Here is a 21940-nt window from a genome sequence, read left to right as displayed (position 1 = left end):
TTTTACAATTTGTTTTTTTTTTTATATTTGCTTTTTAATTAACTAGAATTGATCTATCATCTTCTTCAATTCACTTACAGCACTTCGGTGAATTTTACCGGAATTTCTATCTCCACCAATGCATGCTGCTCCCCTTATGCCTACTACATCACATCCAGTTTGATGTAAGGTTAAAAGCTGATCTTTTTTTACTGAGCCTGCAAGGGCTGATTTTAATCCGTAATCGTGAATTTCGTCGTTGAATTTAGTTAATTTTTCAGTGTCCATAAAATCAAATAATGTTTTTCCGTCTTTAACTGCAGTATCTACCATTGCAATATCTGCACCTGCACTTGCGGCTACCTTTGGTATTTCCATAGGATCAACTGCGCCAACTCGATGAGCATCTGCATATCCTGATGCAACTACTATTGCATCTTCTCTGTAATCTCTTACTGTCTTTACAACATTTTTCATTACTTCAAGTGCTTCATCGTAGTTTTTTGTACCATATAATCCTACTTTGATGTAATCTGCTCCAGAAACTGCAGCACCGAGGGCTGCAAGTGATACTGTGCCGGGTTTATATGGAACATCGCCTAGTGTAGCGCTTACAAGTGTATCTTTGGGTGTCATTTCCCTTATACTTTTAATGACCCATGGAAAATTTGCGCCGAGTGAACCTTCTTTTGGATTTTTGACATCGACTATATCTGCACCGCCTTCAATAGATTCAAGTGCTTCTTCGGTGTTTATTGGGCTTATTAAGAGAAGCAAATTTTATACCTCCGTTTTCAATCAAATCAATTTTTTTATATTATTTCTATGACTAAGTATCATAAAATGTCCATTTTATCACAACTTTTTAGAACATTATATATATTTTTATATAATTTCTATTTAAGTTCTTATTGAATTAATTTTTATATCATAAGTGTTTTTTGATATTTAAAAAGGTGATCCCTGTTTTTTGATCTTCTCAGTAGTTCCGTGATGTTCATCTGGACAAACTCCTGATTGCACTGACCGTTCCCTTAATTTTTCAATCATTTCATTTGTCTTTATGTTAACTGGGCATTCAAGGGTACATAGGCCACATAATGTACATTTAAAGAGTCCTGAATCGAAACATATTTTATTATCAGTTATAAAATTACTTAAAACTATTCCTCTGCCACCTAAATATCCCCTGTATCCAAAATCAGACCCTGTAACATTGTAAACAGGGCATGAAACAATACAACTGCCGCATCCAATACATAACAAACATTCTTTACTTTGTTTAAGTGCTTCACTCCTTCCGTTATCTAGAAGAATCACTATCACTCGTTTTGCACCGTACATATCTTTCAAAAGCACCTGTTCAATATCTGCTGTTTTGGAGGGTGATGTGATGACATTTATGTATGCAGGGATTTTTTTTCCAGTTGCAAATATTGTTTCAAGTTTTACAACACTTACTGCATCTTCTATTGTCCTTACAAGTTTATCGATTCCTACTACAACTATATGGGTATCTTTCATGGATACTAAACTGATATTACCTTCGTTATGAACCATAACTAATGCGCCGTCTTCTGCAGCTACACTGTTTGCTCCAGTTATACCTACATTGCAATTTGCAAGTCTTTCTATAATATCTGCCTTAAATATATCTAAGATAGATTTAGGTTCAGGCTTTACTTCCACACCGAATTTTTTTGATGCAATTTGGGCTATTTTTTCCATATCCAAGTGTGCAGCTGGACCTATTGGGTGAGAAGGGCCGTAACTTTCAGGATCCATTTGAACTATTCTATCTCCAAGATCAGTTTCAACAATTTCTATCCCTTTGCTCTCTAGAAATGCAGAAAGTCCTATTTCATTTACGTTGTTTGATTTAGATTTTGCTATAATAGGCTCATCTTTAATTAGTTTATAAATCTCATCCAGGGCCATATGGGAGTTCTCTGCAAAAATAACTTCCATTCCATTTTCTAAAAATCTAGTTTTTGCAGTTTCTATGAGTTCTTCAAGGTTTCCAATACTGTATTCCCTTATTTCTTTTACTCTTTCTTGAAGCTTACTTATGCGTTCATTTTCATCTTTTAAAAGCTTCTTTTTTCTGGTTTCAATTATATTAAATGATCGTCTCATTGCATCTAATTTGGCATCATCCATTTCTAGAACTCCGGTTTTAAAATTATGATGAAAGTTATTTGAATATAATTATCTCAGATAAATCAAGCACTTTTTTATCATCTTTAGATGCGGATTTAAGATTTAAAATACAAAATGGGCATGAAGTTACAAGAATTTCAGCTTCAACATCTTCTGCATCTTTTATCCTCATTTCGGCTATATTTTCAGTTATCTCTGGAAATGCAGCTCTAACTCCACCGCCTGCACCGCAGCATCTTGATTTTTCCTTATTTCGATCCATTTCAACTAGATTGGAAATATTATCTAGAATTTCTCGAGGGGCATTATATTCTTCAAGATGACGGCCTAAATGGCATGGGTCATGATATGTAACTGTTTTATCTAAAAATAGTGGCTCAATTTTTCCATCTTTAATTAAATCATTAAAAAGTTGAGAGGTATGCACAACATCCAGTTCAACACCTAAAATTTCTTTATAATCTTTTTTAAAAGTCTTATAACAGCCAGCACAGGAAGTAATTATCTTTTCTTCCCTAATTTCTTTTAATGTATTTTTCATTACTTCTTTTGCATCGTGGGCAAATCCAGTTCTAAGTAAAAAGGATCCACAGCAGGTTTCATTTTCTAATATTTTATAATCAATGCCTGCCTTTTTTAGTATTTTTTCTGTGGCTTCAGCTATGTTATTAAGCTTTTCTCTTGCAACGCAGCCTCTAAAGTATATCATTTTACTCACAATGTTCTTAGCATTAATCTTGGTATAAAATCAGTAGGGAGCTATTATTATATTTTTGTTATTGTATAGTCATTAGGTGATCATTGATTAAATAATTATTGAACAAAAAAAATATTGTAAATGATCAAAATTTTTATTGTTTTTGTAGAATATATTTTAGATTTAAAGACTTTGATTTCTAACAGTACCATTTAATTGATTAAGTCAATGATTTTTTAATTAATAAGTTTTTTAGGGACTAATTGTATTTTCAGTTGAAAATATCAATAAATTTTAAATTTAAGTCCCCTACTATCCTTTTTGAATCAGCTAACTGTTTTTTAATAATGGCATAATTCTTGGGATTGTCTTCCACAAATTCTGCATATATCTCTCTTTTTAGGAAATCAACTGTAATTATCAATGAATTTTCTATTTCAAATATTTCAGCAAGCCTTTCCTTTTCTCTCATTGATATAATGCCTCCAGTTAGGTTGATAACCTTTTGATAGGCATCATCAAAATTTTCATCTTCAAAAATTCTTTCCATAATTTTCCCTCTATTAGCGTATTTTTTGTTTTATTAAGTTCATTTTCTTTGAAGTTAAAGATAAGAAATATTATCCTACGTATGTTTTATATTTAATCCACTATTTTTTTCACGCAATAAATTAAGAATTATAAATTATTCTTCATAGGATATAATGAAGCCTATCCTAAATTAAAAGTATATAAATAAGTTTTAAATGAATATTTTAGAATTTAATTACCGTTTCTACGCACGGGTCTAACAAATAAGAAATTATAGATCATTCCATATGCATATGAGATGTGTTGAACCGGCAATAAAACAAAAATTATCAAAGAGTAAATGGTTTTTGTTTTGTAAATAATTTCTGCAAATATTATGACTGCAAATATGAAATAGAGTATAAGTGGAATTAAAATAATCAACCCTACTATTAAATATAATGGGACTAAAAAAATAAGGTATAACACGAATATTAAGGATAGAAAAGGTTTAATTTTAAATAATCTATGTTTTTTTATGGTATTTGTTATATTTACACCATAATTCCTCATATTTTTTCCAAATTCAATTATGGAATTTGTTTCGCGGTGGTAGACTTCAGCGTCTCCAGCATAGATGAAGTTGTACCCTGCTTTTTTAAGTCTTAAATTCAATTCATTATCATCTGAGATGATTAGACTGTCGTCATATCTAAATCTGGATATTATATCCTTTTTGTAAATTGAATTGTAGTTGGGAATACTGTCTAAATACGCAACATTTCTTTTAGAAAAAGCTGGATTTCCTCCAGATGCAATATTTGAGGTTAAAAAATTGTTTATTACAAGTTCTTTTTTATCTTCTGTTGGGGATACCAGTCTTGGGCCTCCAGCGCCTGCAATGTCGTCTCCACTTTTCTCGATATGCTGGTACAGCATTTTAAGCCAATTTTTATCAACAATACAGTCTGCATCTGTATAAGCAATATATTTGGTGGTTTTGCTTGAATTATCAATTACAAGATTTCTTGAAAAACACAGGCCATAGAAACCAAAATCTTTTTCATTTAAAACTTTATACTTTACATTTGACATGCTTAAAATATTTTCTGCAATTTCACGCGTTCTATCAAAGGAATTGCCGTCTACAACAATTATTTCAATTAATGAAGTATTTATGCTCTGGTTTATGATGCCTCTTAAGGTTTCTTCAATATATTTTTCCTCATTTTTGGCAACTATTCCTACTGTTATTAAAATTGACATTTTATTCACTATATTATTGGATATTGTTATTTGTACTTTAATTTATATATTAAATCCACTGGGCTGGTAAATATATAATAAGAAGCTTAAATAATTTGTATTGAATTACTTTGCTTATTAATCAACTAAAAATAGATTGTATTTAACTTATAAGAATATTTCACTGTTATTAAATAAATTTGATTAACTACATTGTTTTAAAATATTTTCCATTCTCCTGCTGTAAGCTTCCCAAGAATATTTTTTTGAGACCATTTTTGAAGTTTTAACTGTTCTATGTTTATATTCATGGTAATTATTCTTAATCTCCATTATTTTATCAGCTAATTGCTTGATATTTCCAGTTTCTACAACAGGATTATCATCTGGTAAAATATCTTTTATTCCACATTGATCCGATATTATAGTTGGTATCCCACCTAATATAGTTTCTAATGGGAATATTCCCCATGGTTCTGCTTCAGATACGAAAATAGATATATCTGCAATGTTATAAAGTTCATATAATTTATCATTTGGAACTGAACCATAAAAAATAGTTTCAATATCATTTTTTGAAGCATATTTTATCATTTCATTTTTCATTCTTTTAGAAATTAAACTGGTTGTATTTCCAACAAAATGTAACCTTACATTTTCTATATTTCCATCGATTGAAGAAAATGCTTTTATTATATCAAAGGGGCGTTTTTGGGGCTGTATAGGCCCCACGAATATGGTGTCAAAATATTCGTTAGTTTCATGTTTAACTTCATGATCCAGGTCCGCACCAGAGTAGCTGATGTCCACTTTTTTATCTGGATATCTCATTTTGATGAGCTCTTTTATCCTGTTACTCAATGACAATATTAATTTAGTGCTCCTTGTTAGTTTTCTATCTATTAAACTGTGGGCAGAATACATTTTTTTCATATAACTGGAAATATTGTGTTGATATGGTTCATTACATGTCCATACTGTTGGTATATCGGTATATTTTGATATCCATTGAGCAGGATGGTTGTGTGCATTTATAATGTCATGTTCTTTAATTTTTTCGCTTAATTTCTTAATTAAACTGTGCCATCTAACTAAATTATAACTGTAGAATGGACCAGAAATCCATTTTTCATTTAAAGAAATAATTTCTATATTTTCAAGTAATGAATTGAAAACACATGTTTCTTTCTTCTCAAATGTATATATTGTAACATCATGCCCCATTTTATTTAGATAGTAACTTAATTTACATACCTGTTTTTCTGCACCGCGGGGATAGATTAATTCGGGGTGAACTATTCCAATATCCATGATTTACACCAAGTATAATTTATTAATGTTATTAAGTAACTACTAAATATTATTATTTTATTATTATTTATAATTATGCTTGGATAAGTCCAGTTAACTTATTAAGAATACTTGAATTAATTGGGAGAAAAAAACAAAAACTAGGTGAATTTAAATGGATATTAACTAATATAACTTTCAATGGAGTTGAATAATTTTATAATGTCTTAAAAGTGATAATATCATTGCTCAGATAAATCATAAATAACAGATTTTTACTAAAGTTTAGTAATTTATATGTGATAAAATCAAATTTAATATTTTAATTTGTAGGTTTATAACTAAATTAAAAAGAGAGATTAAATATGAGTAAAGCCCGTAAAATAGCTAAAAATACCGTATTTTTATTTGTTTCTCAAATTATAAGTTATATATTTGCATTTTTTTATATGATCTATATAGCCCGCTATCTCGGGGCTGATGGTTATGGAATTTTATCATTTGCTCTTGCATTTACGGGTATATTCAGTATACTGGCAGATTTAGGTTTAAACACTTTAACCGTTAGAGAAATAGCGCGGGATAAATCTTTAACAGGCAGATACTTCAGTAATATAGTATTAATTAAGCTAATTTTAGCTGCTTTGACATTCGGACTTGTGGCAGTAGTTATAAATTTAATGGGTTATCCTCAGGAAGTTATAAATGTTGTTTACTTTGTTGCATTGTACAGCATATTAACTTCATTTTATGGAATTTTTAATTCCCTATTCCAGGCTTATGAAGAAATAGAATATCAATCAATCGGGCAGGTATTAACCAATGTCTTATTATTTGCAGGTGTTATCATTGGAATATACTATGGTTTCAGTGTTTTAGGATTTGCTTTTATATTTTTTATATCCAGTGTAATTAGTTTGATCTATATTTTTCTTGTTTATATCTGGAAATTTCCACCTTACAAAATGCAACTTAACTGGAGTTTTTGGAAATCTGCAATAAAAGAAGCATTACCCTTTGGATTAACAGGAATTTCAGGTATGGTATATACATATATAGACTCGGTTATGCTCTCATTATTTCAAGGGAACGAGGTAGTAGGCTGGTATAATGCAGCGTACAGGTTGATTCTTGCTTTGCTGTATGTCCCAATTACCATTAATACCACTCTTTTCCCATCAATGTCACAATTTCATCTCTCTTCACGAGATTCATTGAACTTAATCACTGAAAAATATTTTAAATTAATGGTTGTAACTGGAATTCCAATGGGAGCAGCTGTTACAATTTTAGCAGATAATATTATAATTTTGATATTTGGTTATGGATATCAAAGATCAATCATTGCTCTGCAGATACTTATATGGACCACAGTTTTTACTTTCATTGGGGCAGCATTTATTAGGCTATTAGAGGCTACAAACAGGCAGTTAATAATTACCAAGATTTCAGCAGTATGTGTAGTTGTAAATATTGCACTTAACTTAATTTTAATTCCAACGCTTAGTTATGTGGGGGCCAGTATTGCAACAGTAGTGACAGAAGCCATTCTTGTGGGCAGTGCCATTATGATCGGATATAAATTTGGTTTTGGAGTATCTAAAAATAGAATTAATGAAATATTATTAAAAGTAACAGTCAGTACTCTTGTTATGAGCGTACTCCTTATATATTTCAAGATCATTAATTTGTTAATTTTAGCACCTTTTGCTGTTTTAGCATATCTGGCAGTATTATACTTAATTAACGGAATTGATGATATGGATAGGTACTTATTTAAACAAATCATAAAAAGGAAATAAACAATTAAATTGATTTTATATAATCATTTTGAGGTGGAATAATTTTTTCAATAGTTTGCGTGTATAATAATGAAGAAATTTTAAATGATTATTTACTCAAAAGCCTGAATAGTCAAACTACTAATTATGAACTTATATTAATTGATAACACTCAAAAAAAGTTTAAATCAGCTGCAGAAGCATTTAATCAAGAAGGTAAAAAAGCAAAAGGTAAATATATAATTTTTACACATCAAGATGTAGATCTATGTTCAAACACGTTTTTAAATGATTTAGAACTAATTTTAGATCCTATATCAAATTTAGGTATTGCAGGAGTCGCAGGAAAATCTAAAGAAAAGGTAATTATAAGTAATATCAAAGAAGGAATACCTCCAAAGTTTTCTGGAAAAATACAAATCGACACGCCTGTTAAAGTGCAAACACTTGATGAATGTCTTTTTATAATACCAAAAAATGTTTTTGATATGGTTCCATTCGACGAAGAAGTATGTAATGGTTGGCATTTATATGCTGTAGATTATAGTTTAAGCGTTAATGAGAAGGGACGGGATGTTTATGTAGTTCCAGCTTCGATATATCATAAATCTGCAGGAGACTCCTTTTCAAAGGAATATTATAGTATATTAAAAAAATTATTGAATAAACATAGAAAAAACTATAAAATGGTTTATACTACCATGGGAAACTGGGATTCAGAATATCCTTTAAGTATACAAAAAATTTTTCAAAGATCGATTTTTTACTGGACAAAGTTTAAAAAGAAATTTTAAAATGGAAGGCATCTTATGAATTATCCTCACGTTTCTATTGTCATTCTTAACTGGAATGGATGGAAAGATACATTAGAATGTTTAGAATCAGTTTACAAAATTAAGTATCCCAATTATAACATCATTCTCCTTGACAATGCATCAAATGATGAATCTTTAGAAAAGATCAAAGGATATTTAAAGGGTAAAATAAAAGTAAACTCTCCCTTTTTTGATTATAGCGAAAATAAGCCAATTAAGTTTAAAGAATATCTAAAACATGAAATAGAATCCCTGAAGGATGAACACTATATGAACAAGGAACTGATTCTTATCGAAAATGATAAAAATTATGGATTTACTGAGGGGAACAATATTGGAATTAGGTATGCTTTAGATATTTTAAATTCGGATTATATTTTGCTTTTAAACAATGATACTGTTGTTGATAATTGTTTTTTAAATGAATTAGTAAAAGTTGCAGAAGATGACTCTCAAATTGGGTTTGTAGGGCCAAAAGTTTATTATTATGATTACAAAGGAAGAAAAGATATTATAAATTTCGCTGGAGGAAAACAGAATTTATGGAAATTTAAACCAAGCCATATTGGTTACAAAGAAATTGATAAAGGACAATATGATGCAAATCAAGAGGTTGACTACATCCATGGGTGCTGTTTACTTGCAAGGGCACGAATGCTTAAAGATATAGGCCTATTAGATAAAGAATATATTTCTTATAGAGAAGAGAATGATTGGGCTATAAGGGGTTATATCAGCGGTTGGAAATCGGTTTATGCTTTTAAATCGAAAATGTGGCATAAAATAGGTGGTTCCACTAATAGAAACACCAATTTGTTTGTGGACTATCTAGAAACTAAAAATAGGTTTTTATTTGTTAAAAAATATAGCAATAACTTGCAAACTTTATCATTCTTATTATATTTCTTTGTTTTTGACTTCTGGCTTATCAGTGCTATTGATTTGATATATTTTAAGAATTTAAGACGTTATAAATCATTTTTAAGTGCAACTAAAGATGGAATTAAAATTCTGAGAGCATAACCATTTAAATTAACCTTTCATAAATCCCTTGTGTTTTTTCTGCTATCTTTTTCCAGGAATATTCTTCAACTTTCTTTTTACCGTTATCGCCCATTTTTCTAGCTATATCATCATTTTCAAGTAAAAATATTAGGGACTCTGCCAGTGATTCTTCATCTTCTGGGTTAACAAGAAGTCCTGTTTCTCTATCAACAACAACATCTGGAATTCCTCCAAGTTTAGAAGATATAACAGGAATACCGCAAGCCATAGCTTCTAAATTTACAATTCCAAATGCTTCAGCCATGGTGATTGAAGGAAGGCAGAATATGTCTGCACACTTGTAATAAAATGGTTTCAGCCCTTCATCCACATATCCTGTAAACATAATATCATTTTTTATACCTAATTCAGCAGCTAATTTTGTAAGTTCTTCCTGCATTTCACCTCTTCCTGCAAAAACAAGTTTTACATTTTTAAACTGACTTTTTACCTTTGAAAAAGCTTTTAATAAGATATGGGGACCTTTATATGCAACAATATTTCCAAAAAACAGTATTATTTTTTTATCATGCGGCAGGCCCAATTTATCTCTGCATTCTTCTTTCCTGAGCTTAATATCAAATTCTTCCAGGTTTATTCCATTAGGTATTACTTCAATTTTGTCCCTGTAATCTCCTAAAAACTTAGATTCATCTATATACGACTTTGATGTGGCAATTATTACATCTGCACCATTTAAAACATTTTTAAGGAGGGATCTATTGTAGATCATTTGCGCCCAGTTGCGGATTGGATTTCCTCCACTTTCCTGTGCATCGGCGTGGTATGTAACCACAAATGGTACTTTATTTTTTTTTGCATATCTAAGTGCAGAATAGTCAGAGTAGGGCATGTTATAATGAGCATGAGCAATGTCTATTTTACAGCTTAAAGGTTTGTATAAAATTTTAAATGATAAGTTAGCGCTTGCAATTTTTAAAAAGGTACTGTATCTGTGTATTAACATATTTTCTGAAGTTTCAATGGAATCTTTAGAATTGATGGATGTTGTAAAAATCTCTACATCATCTATTTCTGCTATATTGCGCGCTAACTGGTAAGCAGCGATTTCAGTACCTCCATGGGCATATTCTTTGTTATAAGTTGCATCGTTGACGAGGTCTACGTATGGAAAATGGCTGATGAAGTATCCTATTTTCATAATGTTCTCTCTGGTTGATTAAATCTGTAAAGAATTAATTGGATTTCTAAAAATAAATGAGTTTATTTTGATCTGGTTTTACTCTTTTCGTCTGTTGAGTCTGGATTTGCTGAGTATTCCTCATCTATTTTTTCCTTTAAATTGCCTCTTTGGAGCGCAATTTCTCTTACAAGTAATGTTATTTCTTTATCCATATTTTCTATCATGCCGTACATCTTAAAAATAAGATAGTAACCCACAATAAGTGCTACTATTAGGACTAAATCTAATCCCCTGCCTATTCCTGTCAGACTAGCAAATATGTTTGTTGAGTTAGGAAATATAGATACCCATATAACAATTAACCAAATTAAAATCCACAGGAAAGCCATCCCTAATGACATTTTACCATTTTTAAGCCTTAAAATTGCAATAATTATGGCAATTATTCCCATAAGTGCTCCTACATCTTGATATATCATTTGTGCACCGCCTGTATGTTATTTAATCTTCAATATTATTTTAGAATGCCTATTATTAATTTAGCAAGTATTTTGAGACCTACTATTAAATTTGTACCTTTTGACATGGAATAATCAGTATAAATGGTTTCGATTTCAACTTCTTCTACTTTTAAGTTATATTTTTTAATTTCACCTATTATCTCAGAAGATACTCCATAACCTCTTGAGTTTATATCTAGAACTTTAGCAGCTTTTCTGTTGAAAGCTCGTAAACCTGATTGAGAGTCATTTACATGAATTCCGTAAAAAATACGCGTTATTATGTTCATAACGGTATTTCCAAATTTTTTAGAAGCAGGCATCTCATTAAAATTTCTTGTTCCTATTACAATGTCTGCTCTCTTTTCCATGATTGGTTTGCATACTGGAATTATATCATCGGGATTATGCTGCCCATCTGCATCGAATGTTACTATTATATCTGCATTCTTTGCCAGCGCTGCTTTTATTCCAGTTTCAAGCGCAGCACCTAATCCTCTATTTATTACATGCCTGTAAATGAACCCATGGTCATAAACAGAATTTTCAGCTATTTTATATGTTTTGTCATGAGATCCATCGTCTATAATGACCATGTTTAAATTTCTTTGTTTAAGATCTTCTATAACTTTTTTTATAGTCTTACTTTCATTATATGCCGGCATAACCACATATATATTCCAATTATTATGGGAATTATTGGATTTTTTTGAATTTTGATCCATTTTATCTTCCAAATTTCTATTTGAAGGGGATAAATTTTTTATCTGAAGATCATTCAATGTCATTGCAGTTTTCTCCAATGAAAATATTGCCATTTGGTCGTTTTGTTGGGCATAAATATATGATAAAATAATATTATATGCACTAATAAATAAAATGAGTGGTTAATGTAGGTGAAATATTTCCTTTTTCTAGACAATTTTTGCATCTTTTAAAAAAAATAGTAATAAAATTGAACAGTTCACTAATTTATTTGATATTTAATTAATATTGTTAATTTTTTTGGCAAGTTCAGTTACTCTTTTCCCTAAATTTTTTGATGTTGCTATGCCATAGTCATCATTTTGCACATCGCCAGCAGCTCCTGCAGCTCCAGCTCCGCCGTAGTGCGCAAGAGGCGCACCATCACCTACAATTACAGCGTCCTGAATAAGCAGGAAATTATGTATGGCCGAACATGTAGTTTCCTGTCCTCCGTTTCTGGATGCTCCCACAGTTATTGCGCCACTGATTTTGTCTTTAAGTTTAAAATCAGCTCGAAGTGGTCTTGATCTATCCATAAGTATTTTAAGCTGTGCTGTTACAGTTCCAAAGTAAACTGGACTTCCAATGATTATTCCATGGGCTTCCTGAAGTTTTGAAAGAATTCCATTTACATCATCATCTTTTGGGCATTCACCTGTCAATTTACATATATCACATGCATTACAGGGTTCCATTTTCATATTTCCCAAGTATAAACTTTCAACATCGGCTCCTAATTCTTTTGCAGCTTCCAGTGCTTTTTCTACTAGATATGCGGTGTTCCCATTTTTCCGCGGGCTACCTATAACTCCAATAACTTTTACCACTTATTTGCCTCCAATATACTGTTTTATACTAGTGTGAATCTAGCTTTATTTAATGAATTAAAATAGTAAATTCAATTTTTAATTCTTCAAATATAAATATTGTATCATAGATAAATATTTTTAAATGTTCATGATTGAATGTTGGGTATTGTTTAAATTTTATAAATCATTGATTTAATAATTAAAGTTTTTATACAAATTCAATTTAGATTAATTCAACATAGAATGCGCAAAACATTTATACTGAATCTGCACGTTCTAAATTAATTTGTTACTATTTAGTAAATAAAATTTGGATTACCATGAAAACAAAAAGTGATTATCAAGCATTAACTGCAACAGACGATGCTCTAAAAATTATCAGAGAATGCTTCACAGAAGAACAGAAAGGGAATAAATGCGCAAGAAACAAGACAAAAAACCTTTTAAAGGAGTATTTTATAGAAACTGCAGATGGATCTTATACGTTAAAATCTAACGATGTAAATGACAAGTCTGAGACGATGCATACCCATCACGGGGCAATTTCAGAATCAATGGAGAAATTTGTTAAACCTGCAAAGCTTGAAGGAAAGAAAGAAGTTAAGATACTGGATATATGCAGCGGACTGGGTTATAATGCTGCTTCATGTATTGAATTTTTAGGTGATGATGTTGATATTGAAATTGATATGATTGAAATATCAAGGGAGACCATTGCATCATCTCTTTTTATTGAAGACCCCCTTAAGTCTTATAATATCATAAAGAGCGCAGTGGAGAATAAATTATATGATGATGGAACTCTTGGTGTTAAATTCAATAAAGATGAGATACCCGATAGAATCAAGATTAATATATACTTGAGTGATGCCAGATATGTAATTAAAGAAATTGATAAGAAATATGATGCGGTATTTCTGGATCCATTTTCACCACTCAAATCCCCTGAATTGTATACCCTTGATTTTTTCCTTATTTTGAAAAATATACTTAAAGATGAGGGTATTATTCTTACTTATACATCTGCAGCACCTGTCAGGTCTGCAATGGTACATGCAGGGTTTCATGTAGGTGAAGGTCCATTATTTGGGCGGAAAAGCGGAGGCACAGTGGCATCTAAAGTTCCTGGAGTAATCGAAAAATCACTCCCAGATAATGATGAGAGAATGATAGCACTCAGTGATGCAGGGGTCCCTTTTAGGGATCCGGAACTCAATGCGTCTAATGATGAAATAAGGGAAAGAAGGGAAAATGAACGAAAATCTTTAAGGGGAATAAAAAAATTTGCATCGACTGTAAAAACTCCAATATACCTGGGTAAAGATGTTAATGACACTCGGCTTAAGAGGAGGCTCCTTAGAAATATTAATGCGCTTGGATTTACTGATTTAAAATCAAAAGAAGTAAAGTATATAATTTGCCCTCAATTTGATGAATGTATCTGTGGTTGTAAAGCTTCAAAATTGGATAGTTCTTCCAGCAGGATAAATGAAATGATAAAAAGATTAACAAATGTAATGGAAGAAAATAAAGTATAAAATAATCTAAAACTTATAAAATTTAAAATTACACTCATATTTGGGGTATTGTGCAAATATTACTATTTAAATTAATCATGTAATTTTTGATTAAATAATGGAATTTTTTTAAAACAAGTCAACTTAAATTAACCAGTATGGAAAAATTTTTTATTTTTCCGATTGAAAAAAACAAAGTTTTTTTCAATATAACATATAATGAAGTATAAACTTTAACATGATAATGGACATGTAAAAATCACAGCTGACAAATCTTTTGATTTGTCGCCTGCAAAACTACGTTTTGCGGTTCAGGAAAACCTATGGTTTTCCTTCAACGTCAAAAACAAAGTTTTTGACAGCTAAAGAAAATGCGTTGCAAATTCTCTGATGATTCAAATTAATCAAAACAAATAACCATGTGAAAAATTGAACTTCTTTGAATAAATAGTTCATTTGAACAATTAAATTTACAAACTAAAAGATATATTTAATAATATAATGATATAGGTGAAAAATTGAACTTTGAAATTAAATATAAGGATGCAATGGGTAGAATTGGTATACTGAAGACTCCTCATGGAAATGTGAAAACACCAGCTTTGATGCCTGTAATCCATCCTGGAAAACAAACCATTGATGTTAAAAAGTATGGGGCAGATATCGTCATAACTAACTCTTATATAATCTATAAAAATGAAGAATTGAAGGAAAAAGCACTTGAAGAGGGCATACATAGTTTAATAAACTTTGATGGTCCAATTGTCACAGATTCAGGCTCTTTTCAGCTTTCGGTGTATGGAGATATCGATGTAACTAACAAAGAAATAATCGAGTTTCAAGAGAAGATAGGCACTGATATTGGTACATCCCTTGATATTCCAACGCCGCCCTATGTAAAGCGTGAAAGAGCTGAAAAAGAGCTTGAAATAACTCTTGAAAGGGCAAAAGAAGCGTTAGATGCAAGAGAAAATTTAATGCTGAACTCTGTTGTGCAGGGCTCTACTTTCCCGGACTTGAGGGCAAAATGCGCCGAAGCAATTGGTCAGATGGATTTTGAAGTTTATCCTATAGGGGCAGTAGTTCCTTTACTTGAAAATTATAAATACAAAGATGTTGTGGATATTGTAATGGCATCCGTGGCTAATTTACCTCCATCGAGACCAAGACACCTTATGGGTGCAGGCCATCCTATGGTATTTGCTCTAGCTGTTGCTATGGGATGTGATTTGTTTGATTCAGCTGCTTATATTCTTTATGCTCAGGATGATCGCCTGATGATGCCTAGTGGAACTTATAAATTACAGGATCTTTTGGAGATGCCGTGTTCATGTGAAGTATGCACTAAATATACTCCTAATGATTTAAGGAGTATGAAAAAAGAACAGAGAATGAAACTAATTGCACAGCATAACCTTCATGTGAGTTTTGCAGAAATCAGAAAAATAAGGCAGGCTATTGTTGATGGAAATTTACTTGAATTAGTTGAACAGAGGTGCAGGGCCCATCCATATCTTTTAGATGCACTGCGAAACCTTAAAAATTATACTAACTTAATTGAAGAGTATGATCCAGAATATAAAAATTCTGCATTTTTCTATACAGGCCCTGAATCATTAAATAGGCCGGAAATAGCTAGACATTTAGGCCGTCTTTCAAGACTTCCTCAAAAAAATAGAGTGCTGTTACTGCCGTCATTTAAAAAACCATACTCCAAAAATATTCAGAATATATTAACCAATTTTGGCAGAGATAAACCTGATTTAGAAAAACTTGGAAATTTCTACCGGATTAATGGCTTTAAATCAGAAATTAGCTCCCATGTAGATGAACAGTTGCAGGTTGTTGTTGTAGATGTTCCATTTGGAGTTATTCCCCTTGAGATTGATGAAATTTACCCTTTAGCTCAAAATGAGTCTCCAAGTTTATTAGATGGTGATTCTAAAATATTCGTTAAAAATATTATAAATGAGTATATAAATAATTTCAATGAAGTTATAATCAGTGAGAGTCTTATTAAAAGGTTTGATCTTGATTTTGAGCTTGAAAATTTCAATATTAATGAATTAAGATTGCAGTTTGATGATAAAGAAAAAATAAAATATATTGCAGATTATCAATTTGGTACAGGTGCTGGAAAAGCTCTATTTGGTACCAATGTAGATATAGTTAAAAGTAGAAAAACTGGTAAAATAAGACATGTTTATGACGGCGAAGATCTGATTGCAACGCTTCGTGCAAGCGATGGGATATTCGTTTTAAGTATGCTTGGAGCGGAGAGACTTCACAAGTTTCTTGAATACCCTAAAAGTAGAGTGGTTGTAAACAGTGATGCTGAACCATTTGCAAGGGAAGGAAAAAGTATATTTGCTAAATTCGTTATAGACATTGATATAAATATTAGGGCGAATGAAGAAGTATTAATTGTAAATGAAAATGATGATTTACTGGCTTTTGGTAAGTCAATTTTAAACGCTCATGAAATAAAAGATTTAAAAACTGGCCAAGCTGTAAAGACAAGAAAAGGAGGTAAATTATGATACCGGGTGCAGGGATGAACCCAAAACAACTTAAACAAATGCAAAGAGCTATGAAACAAATGGGCATGGACATGAAGGATGTTAAAGGTGCCACAGAAGTCATAATAAAGTTTAAAGATAAGGAAGTAGTGATAAAAAATCCAAAAATAAATATAATGGATTTTATGGGGCAGAAAACATACCAGATAACTGGTAAACCTAAAGAGAAAAAATTAGAAATAGAATTAGAAATTCCTGATGAAGATGTAGAGCTTGTATCTGCTCAAACAGGTGCAAGTAAAGAAGATGCTATTAAAACATTAAAAGATACGAATGGAGATCTTGCAGAAGCAATTATGAGGTTAAGTTAGATGGCATTTATTGCTCACCTATCAGATATGCATATCGGTGCAATCAATTTCAAAGAGGAGCTTTTACTTCGGGCCATAAATAAAGTTAATGACCTTAATCCAAATTTAGTGATTGTAACTGGAGATATAACCAACAATGGTTATTATGCAGAATTTGAAAGAGCAGCAGAGTTCATGGAACTTTTTGAAAGTCCACTACTTGTAGTTCCTGGAAATCACGATGCACGGCATATCGGAAACGAGTGTTTTGAGGAACTTATAAAGAAGCATTGTGGTACTCTAAATGTTAAAACTCCTGAAATTAGTGCTATAGGGTTAGATAGCAGCGAGCCAGATATAGATTATGGGAAAATAGGTAGGTCACAGCAAGCTTCAATGGAAGCGCAACTTAAAGATGCTGGAGAAAATAATTTATATAAAATAATAGCCCTTCATCATCATATAATTCCTGTTCCCAAAACAGGACGTGAAAGGAATATATTGACTGATGCTGGTGACATTCTAAAATCTATAATTGATGGAGGGGCAGATATCGTATTATCAGGACATAAGCACGTGCCTTATGTATGGTTCGTTGGTAATACAACATTTGTCACTGCAGGAACAGTTTCTTCACTTAAACTTCGAGGAAAAGATGTTTGTTCTTTTAATACAATTGATATCAAACCAGATACTGTTGAAGTAATCCTAAATCAGGCGGATGGAAAATCTAAGTGTCTTGCAAAATTTGAAAATAGATGTAAGGTGATTGATTGAAAGTAATTATTGATGCATCCAACGTGGCTCACTTTGGAAAAGGAAAAGACGGACAGCCAAGTCTTAATAACATATTAAATGCAATGGAAGCGTTGAAAGGATTAGGTTATGAACCGTTTGCAATAGCGGATGCACCCCTTAGACATGAAATAGACAACAAGGAAGAGTTCAACAAACTTCTTGAAGAAGAAAAAGTTCAGCAGGTCCCATCTGGTACAACGGCAGATCATTTTATTTTAAAAATTGCATATGAAGAAAATGCAAAAATATTATCAAATGATATGTTTAGAGATTATAACGACGAATTTAAAGATATTGCAAGTAAAAGAATTCCTTATGGTATTAAAAATGGTGAAATATCCATTGGAACATCTTCTAAGCCTAAAAAAGTTAAAAATATACTGCAAAAAATATGTACATATTCCCTTAACGAATTTGAAAGAAAGGGACTAGATGCATATAAAGTTAAAAAAAGCAAGAAAATAAGCGGTATTGCAATTGCAAAAGAAGCAATTGATAGGATAACTAAAACCAGGGAAAATGCACTGGACTCTAAAATAGAAGATATATTCCAGAAGATTCCTCTTTTTGGTAAAGTAATGAACCTGGTTGAAGAGGCAGAATCAACAAGTGACTTCATTATTTTCGTTCTTGTAAGCCCAAGGGACTATAAAGATGCTGTTAGATATGCGGGAAATATTGCAGTTACTGTTGGAGATAGACTTAAACTTGAACACGCACCCCTTGTTGCTGTAAGAAATGATCTTTTCACAAAACCTGGTAGTTTTGAGCTTAATATTCTTTATTCTGATGAGGTAGTTGAGGAATCTAAATATAATATAAATATAACCATTAATGATCACGATTACTCATTTGTAAAGAAAAACTCTAGAAATATCGCAAGTACAGTGGCTGCAAGGATTGGAACATGGAAATTTCCTATTGTATCCGTTAAACCAAGTATGTTAATGGAAAAACCAGGACAATTTGAGATTGTTTTAGAAAAAGGAGAAAGTAAAGGGTAGTAATATCTAACGAAATCTCATTTCGCTCTATAAGGAGGAAAAAGTTAAATGGTCATGGATTATCTAATGAGAGGACTTTTTGGACTTTTTATAAAGTCTAAGGTCTTAAGCATAGGCACAAAATATTACCCAACCAACGACAGGGAAAGAGAATACGTAGAGATGATAAATTACACTAAAACGATGCTATTGGAACTTGATCGTGCACATATTACAACTCAAAATATTTTCCATAACCTTGTTAAAGAAATAGGTACAGCAAACATCCCTGAAGGTAGAAAATTCATAGAATTAAAGCCTGCAGAAAATAAAGTTGATGAATATGCCCTTTTAAGTAATATAATTATGGGTAGTGATAGGTATCTATATGTAGAGGTCTTTGAAAAAGATCCGATTATTAAAGAATTTGTAAACATCATTGAAAAGGAAAGGGGTACAATTGTTGAAGAAAGCAGTACTGAGATTGTAGCAAGGATGCTTTCCAAAAATGATGCAATAAGAGTTGGAATTGAAATTATAAGCCGCGGTCTGGAAAAAGATATCCACGTAAGGGCAGCATCAGGAATGACTGGGGCAGCATCTATTGAAAGGGCTATTAATTTAAACAAACAGATCGGTGAATCATCAGGAGTAGGGTTTACTAAATTAGGGGGAGAATACGCAATTGTATTTTCAGGTAAAACTGGAAAATTAAAAGGTGCCCCTGCAGTTTATGATAATTATCTATTTATTGATATGATAGATTCCACTAAATTTATATCAGAAAATGGGCGTGACAAACTCGTTGAAATAATGACAGATATTAAAAATTTCATCGAGAAGGAATGTAATGGAAAAATTGAAGGATACAGGGAAGGAGGCGATGATTTTGTCGCTAATTTCCCAACAAAACATGCAGCATTACAGGCAGGTATTGATTCTGCATGGCATGCTTTAAATCATGGTGCAATGCTAAGGGCAGGTATAGGAAAAAGCAGAAGGGAATCTGGAGAAAGAGCTCAGATAGCTGATGAAGTTAAAATATGGAATAACAGCCCGGTTATGGTTTTTGATATTGCAGATGGAACATACGCATATTATATTCCTTCAGAATTCTCAAGGTCTATCCTTGATTTCTTAATGCATGGGAAATCTAAAGCTGTAATAATATTTATCTTTGTGTTTGTAGCTACATTCATAGGATGGAGCATTGGATACTGGGAATTTGGTATCGTGTCAATATTCCTTGCTCTTTTATACGCAATTGCAACATAGTTTAATTTAGCTGATATTTAAACACAGAGAATAAGTAAAACCATTATATTTATTAATAAAAACTTACAATAGAAAACTAGAGTGGTATTATGAAGCCAGAAACTGAAGCAAAAGCCATAATCGGATTGATTATATCATTAATAGCTTTTGGATTTGGATCAGGAGCAGGAATAGTAATGGGTTTGGATCAAAACAATACTCAAAACACTACACAGGTCTCAACTAATCAGGATATACAGGTCCCATCCACAAAAAATGTTAACATTAATACAGAACCTAAAACCAGCGTAAATAGTACAGATGAAAACTCAGAATCTACTTATACTGATAATAGTGGTAGTAGCGGAAGCAAGAGTAATAGTGACACTAAAAACAGTGGTGGTAGTGTAAATAACGGCGATAATGATGATAATGGTGACAGTAATAATGATACTGGCACGCAATGATGGCTAATATGGAAATATTTCAGATAGTGGAATAGCAAATCACTATTTTCTAATTTTATTAGTTGATATTGACTTTAAAATAATATTAATGGAGAATTTTTATGAAAATAATAAAAGGGGGAATATGTGCTGTAGATAGTGTTCTAGCTTCAGGTTCTCGTAAAGGGAAATATGGAGTATCTGTAATAGTTAGTAAAGAAAATACAGCGTCTGCAGTTTTTACCTCAAATAAAGTAGTGGCAGCACCAGTTATTGTTACAAAAGATGTACTTAAAGATGGGAAATTATCAGCAATCGTTGCAAACAGCGGGAATGCCAACTGTTTTACAGGTGAAGAGGGTATCGCCAGTGCAAGGGAAATGACAAAAAGGGTTGCAGATGAATTAAATATTGAATTAAATGATGTTGCCGTTGCATCCACAGGCATAATTGGAAGGAAACTGCCTTTAGACATTATAAATACACTTATAGATGAGTCACTGAATACCCTTGAAAATTCTCCCGAAGCTTCATTTGCAGCAGCAGAAGCTATAATGACAACCGACACATTTTCAAAGGAATTTGCTGTTCAAACTACCCTTAAAGATGGAAGTACCGTTAAAATTGGAGGTATAACTAAGGGTTCTGGAATGATAGCACCAAATATGGGCACAATGCTATGTTTCATTACCACTGATGTTAAAGCATCAGCTGAAGAACTAAATGACGCGCTTAAAAAAGCAGTGGATAAATCATTCAACATGGTCGTTGTAGACGGTGATGAAAGTACCAATGATACTGTTATACTGATGTCAAATGGAAGTTCAGGGAAAATGGACGAAAATTTCCAGGAAGCGCTTGAGTATGTATGTATTGAACTTGCAAAGATGATGGCAAAGGACGGCGAAGGGGAAACTAAATACATGGAAGTTCATGTAAATGGCGCTGTATCTTCTGGTGATGCAAAATCTGCATCAAAAGCTATCGTTGGATCATCACTTGTAAAAACAGCATTATTCGGAGCTGACCCTAACTGGGGTAGGGTAGTTGCAGCTGTAGGATATTCTGGGGCTGAAATGGATGAAAACATTGTAGATATAACATTTAAGTCAGATAATGAAACTGTTAAAATTGTGGAAAAAGGTTCTATTCTAGCTTTTGATGGGACTGATGAACTTAAAACTGCAGAAAAAATAATGCAGAATGATGAAATTGAAATAATCGTTGATCTTAATTTAGGAGAGCATTCTGCAGCTGCATACGGGTGCGATTTATCATATGACTATGTGAAGATTAATTCAGAGTACAGTACATAACTGATTACTAATTTTCACTTGAACCAAGATCTCAAA

General features: G+C 31.9%; 21 protein-coding genes. 11 read left to right on the top strand and 10 right to left on the bottom strand.

Features of this window, described 5'->3' with window-relative positions; genetic code table 11:
• Nucleotides 1–42 precede the first annotated feature (42 nt).
• The 6 genes from AAGU07_RS01625 to AAGU07_RS01600 all read right to left on the bottom strand — a co-directional run bounded on the left by AAGU07_RS01625 (nt 43) and on the right by AAGU07_RS01600 (nt 5902).
• Nucleotides 43–756 carry a (5-formylfuran-3-yl)methyl phosphate synthase gene (locus AAGU07_RS01625; RefSeq protein WP_342457474.1) on the bottom strand — a complete coding sequence of 238 codons (714 nt, stop codon included), beginning with the start codon at nt 754–756 and terminating at the stop codon, nt 43–45.
• Between the two features lie 171 nt (nt 757–927).
• Complete coding sequence (locus AAGU07_RS01620) at nt 928–2139, bottom strand: LUD domain-containing protein (protein ID WP_342457473.1); 1212 nt, start codon at nt 2137–2139, stop codon at nt 928–930.
• Between the two features lie 34 nt (nt 2140–2173).
• The gene (locus AAGU07_RS01615) at nt 2174–2848 is read right to left on the bottom strand and encodes a (Fe-S)-binding protein (RefSeq protein WP_342457472.1); all 675 of its coding nucleotides are present in this window, start codon (nt 2846–2848) and stop codon (nt 2174–2176) included.
• Nucleotides 2849–3107: 259 nt separating this feature from the next.
• Nucleotides 3108–3386, bottom strand: coding sequence for a hypothetical protein (locus tag AAGU07_RS01610; protein WP_342457471.1), 279 nt, complete (start codon nt 3384–3386; stop codon nt 3108–3110).
• 212 nt (nt 3387–3598) lie between these two features.
• On the bottom strand, nt 3599–4612 hold the full coding sequence (locus AAGU07_RS01605; protein ID WP_342457470.1) for a glycosyltransferase: 1014 nt from the start codon (nt 4610–4612) through the stop codon (nt 3599–3601).
• Between the two features lie 183 nt (nt 4613–4795).
• On the bottom strand, nt 4796–5902 hold the full coding sequence (locus AAGU07_RS01600; RefSeq protein ID WP_342457469.1) for a glycosyltransferase family 4 protein: 1107 nt from the start codon (nt 5900–5902) through the stop codon (nt 4796–4798).
• Nucleotides 5903–6246: 344 nt separating this feature from the next.
• Here AAGU07_RS01600 and AAGU07_RS01595 point away from each other — a divergent pair, with 344 nt between their 5' ends.
• The 3 genes from AAGU07_RS01595 to AAGU07_RS01585 are packed head-to-tail and all read left to right on the top strand — an operon-like array spanning nt 6247 to nt 9500.
• On the top strand, nt 6247–7683 hold the full coding sequence (locus tag AAGU07_RS01595; protein ID WP_342457468.1) for a flippase: 1437 nt from the start codon (nt 6247–6249) through the stop codon (nt 7681–7683).
• A gap of 59 nt (nt 7684–7742) precedes the next feature.
• Nucleotides 7743–8456, top strand: a complete 714-nt coding sequence (locus tag AAGU07_RS01590; RefSeq protein ID WP_342457467.1) for a glycosyltransferase — start codon at nt 7743–7745, stop codon at nt 8454–8456.
• A 15-nt stretch (nt 8457–8471) separates the two neighbouring features.
• On the top strand, nt 8472–9500 hold the full coding sequence (locus AAGU07_RS01585; protein ID WP_342457466.1) for a glycosyltransferase family 2 protein: 1029 nt from the start codon (nt 8472–8474) through the stop codon (nt 9498–9500).
• A gap of 4 nt (nt 9501–9504) precedes the next feature.
• On the opposite strand, the gene AAGU07_RS01580 is transcribed toward AAGU07_RS01585, so the two are convergent.
• The 4 genes from AAGU07_RS01580 to AAGU07_RS01565 form a co-directional block, all read right to left on the bottom strand.
• Nucleotides 9505–10683, bottom strand: a complete 1179-nt coding sequence (locus AAGU07_RS01580) for a glycosyltransferase family 4 protein (protein ID WP_342457465.1) — start codon at nt 10681–10683, stop codon at nt 9505–9507.
• A 62-nt stretch (nt 10684–10745) separates the two neighbouring features.
• On the bottom strand, nt 10746–11144 hold the full coding sequence (locus AAGU07_RS01575) for a DUF2304 family protein (RefSeq protein ID WP_342457464.1): 399 nt from the start codon (nt 11142–11144) through the stop codon (nt 10746–10748).
• Nucleotides 11145–11179: 35 nt separating this feature from the next.
• Nucleotides 11180–11953 carry a glycosyltransferase family 2 protein gene (locus AAGU07_RS01570; protein ID WP_342457463.1) on the bottom strand — a complete coding sequence of 258 codons (774 nt, stop codon included), beginning with the start codon at nt 11951–11953 and terminating at the stop codon, nt 11180–11182.
• 195 nt (nt 11954–12148) lie between these two features.
• Nucleotides 12149–12739, bottom strand: a complete 591-nt coding sequence (locus AAGU07_RS01565) for a flavodoxin family protein (RefSeq protein ID WP_342457462.1) — start codon at nt 12737–12739, stop codon at nt 12149–12151.
• A gap of 302 nt (nt 12740–13041) precedes the next feature.
• Here AAGU07_RS01565 and AAGU07_RS01560 point away from each other — a divergent pair, with 302 nt between their 5' ends.
• From AAGU07_RS01560 to argJ, 8 genes are all read left to right on the top strand, one after another.
• Complete coding sequence (locus AAGU07_RS01560) at nt 13042–14259, top strand: MnmC family methyltransferase (protein ID WP_342457461.1); 1218 nt, start codon at nt 13042–13044, stop codon at nt 14257–14259.
• A 497-nt stretch (nt 14260–14756) separates the two neighbouring features.
• Nucleotides 14757–16778 carry a tRNA guanosine(15) transglycosylase TgtA gene (gene tgtA, locus AAGU07_RS01555; RefSeq protein ID WP_342457460.1) on the top strand — a complete coding sequence of 674 codons (2022 nt, stop codon included), beginning with the start codon at nt 14757–14759 and terminating at the stop codon, nt 16776–16778.
• Nucleotides 16775–17128 (top strand): nascent polypeptide-associated complex protein, encoded by a 354-nt coding sequence (locus AAGU07_RS01550; RefSeq protein ID WP_342457459.1) that lies wholly within the window; start codon nt 16775–16777, stop codon nt 17126–17128. The genes tgtA and AAGU07_RS01550 overlap by 4 nt, the downstream gene beginning before the upstream one ends.
• Nucleotides 17129–17884, top strand: a complete 756-nt coding sequence (locus AAGU07_RS01545) for a metallophosphoesterase (protein ID WP_342457458.1) — start codon at nt 17129–17131, stop codon at nt 17882–17884. It begins immediately after the preceding gene.
• Nucleotides 17881–18909, top strand: coding sequence for a Zc3h12a-like ribonuclease (locus tag AAGU07_RS01540; protein WP_069584151.1), 1029 nt, complete (start codon nt 17881–17883; stop codon nt 18907–18909). The genes AAGU07_RS01545 and AAGU07_RS01540 overlap by 4 nt, the downstream gene beginning before the upstream one ends.
• A gap of 48 nt (nt 18910–18957) precedes the next feature.
• Complete coding sequence (locus AAGU07_RS01535) at nt 18958–20163, top strand: hypothetical protein (protein ID WP_342457457.1); 1206 nt, start codon at nt 18958–18960, stop codon at nt 20161–20163.
• 89 nt (nt 20164–20252) lie between these two features.
• A complete protein-coding gene (locus AAGU07_RS01530) occupies nt 20253–20609 on the top strand; it encodes a hypothetical protein (RefSeq protein ID WP_342457456.1) in 357 nt (118 codons plus the stop codon).
• 101 nt (nt 20610–20710) lie between these two features.
• Nucleotides 20711–21904, top strand: coding sequence for a bifunctional ornithine acetyltransferase/N-acetylglutamate synthase (gene argJ, locus AAGU07_RS01525; protein WP_342457455.1), 1194 nt, complete (start codon nt 20711–20713; stop codon nt 21902–21904).
• Nucleotides 21905–21940: the final 36 nt, after the last annotated feature.

Origin of the sequence: Methanobacterium sp., from assembly GCF_038562635.1 — an archaeon.
Taxonomy (GTDB): domain Archaea; phylum Methanobacteriota; class Methanobacteria; order Methanobacteriales; family Methanobacteriaceae; genus Methanobacterium_D.
The sequence above is the reverse complement of the archived record's forward strand: the minus strand, read 5'-3'. Positions and strand labels throughout refer to the sequence as shown.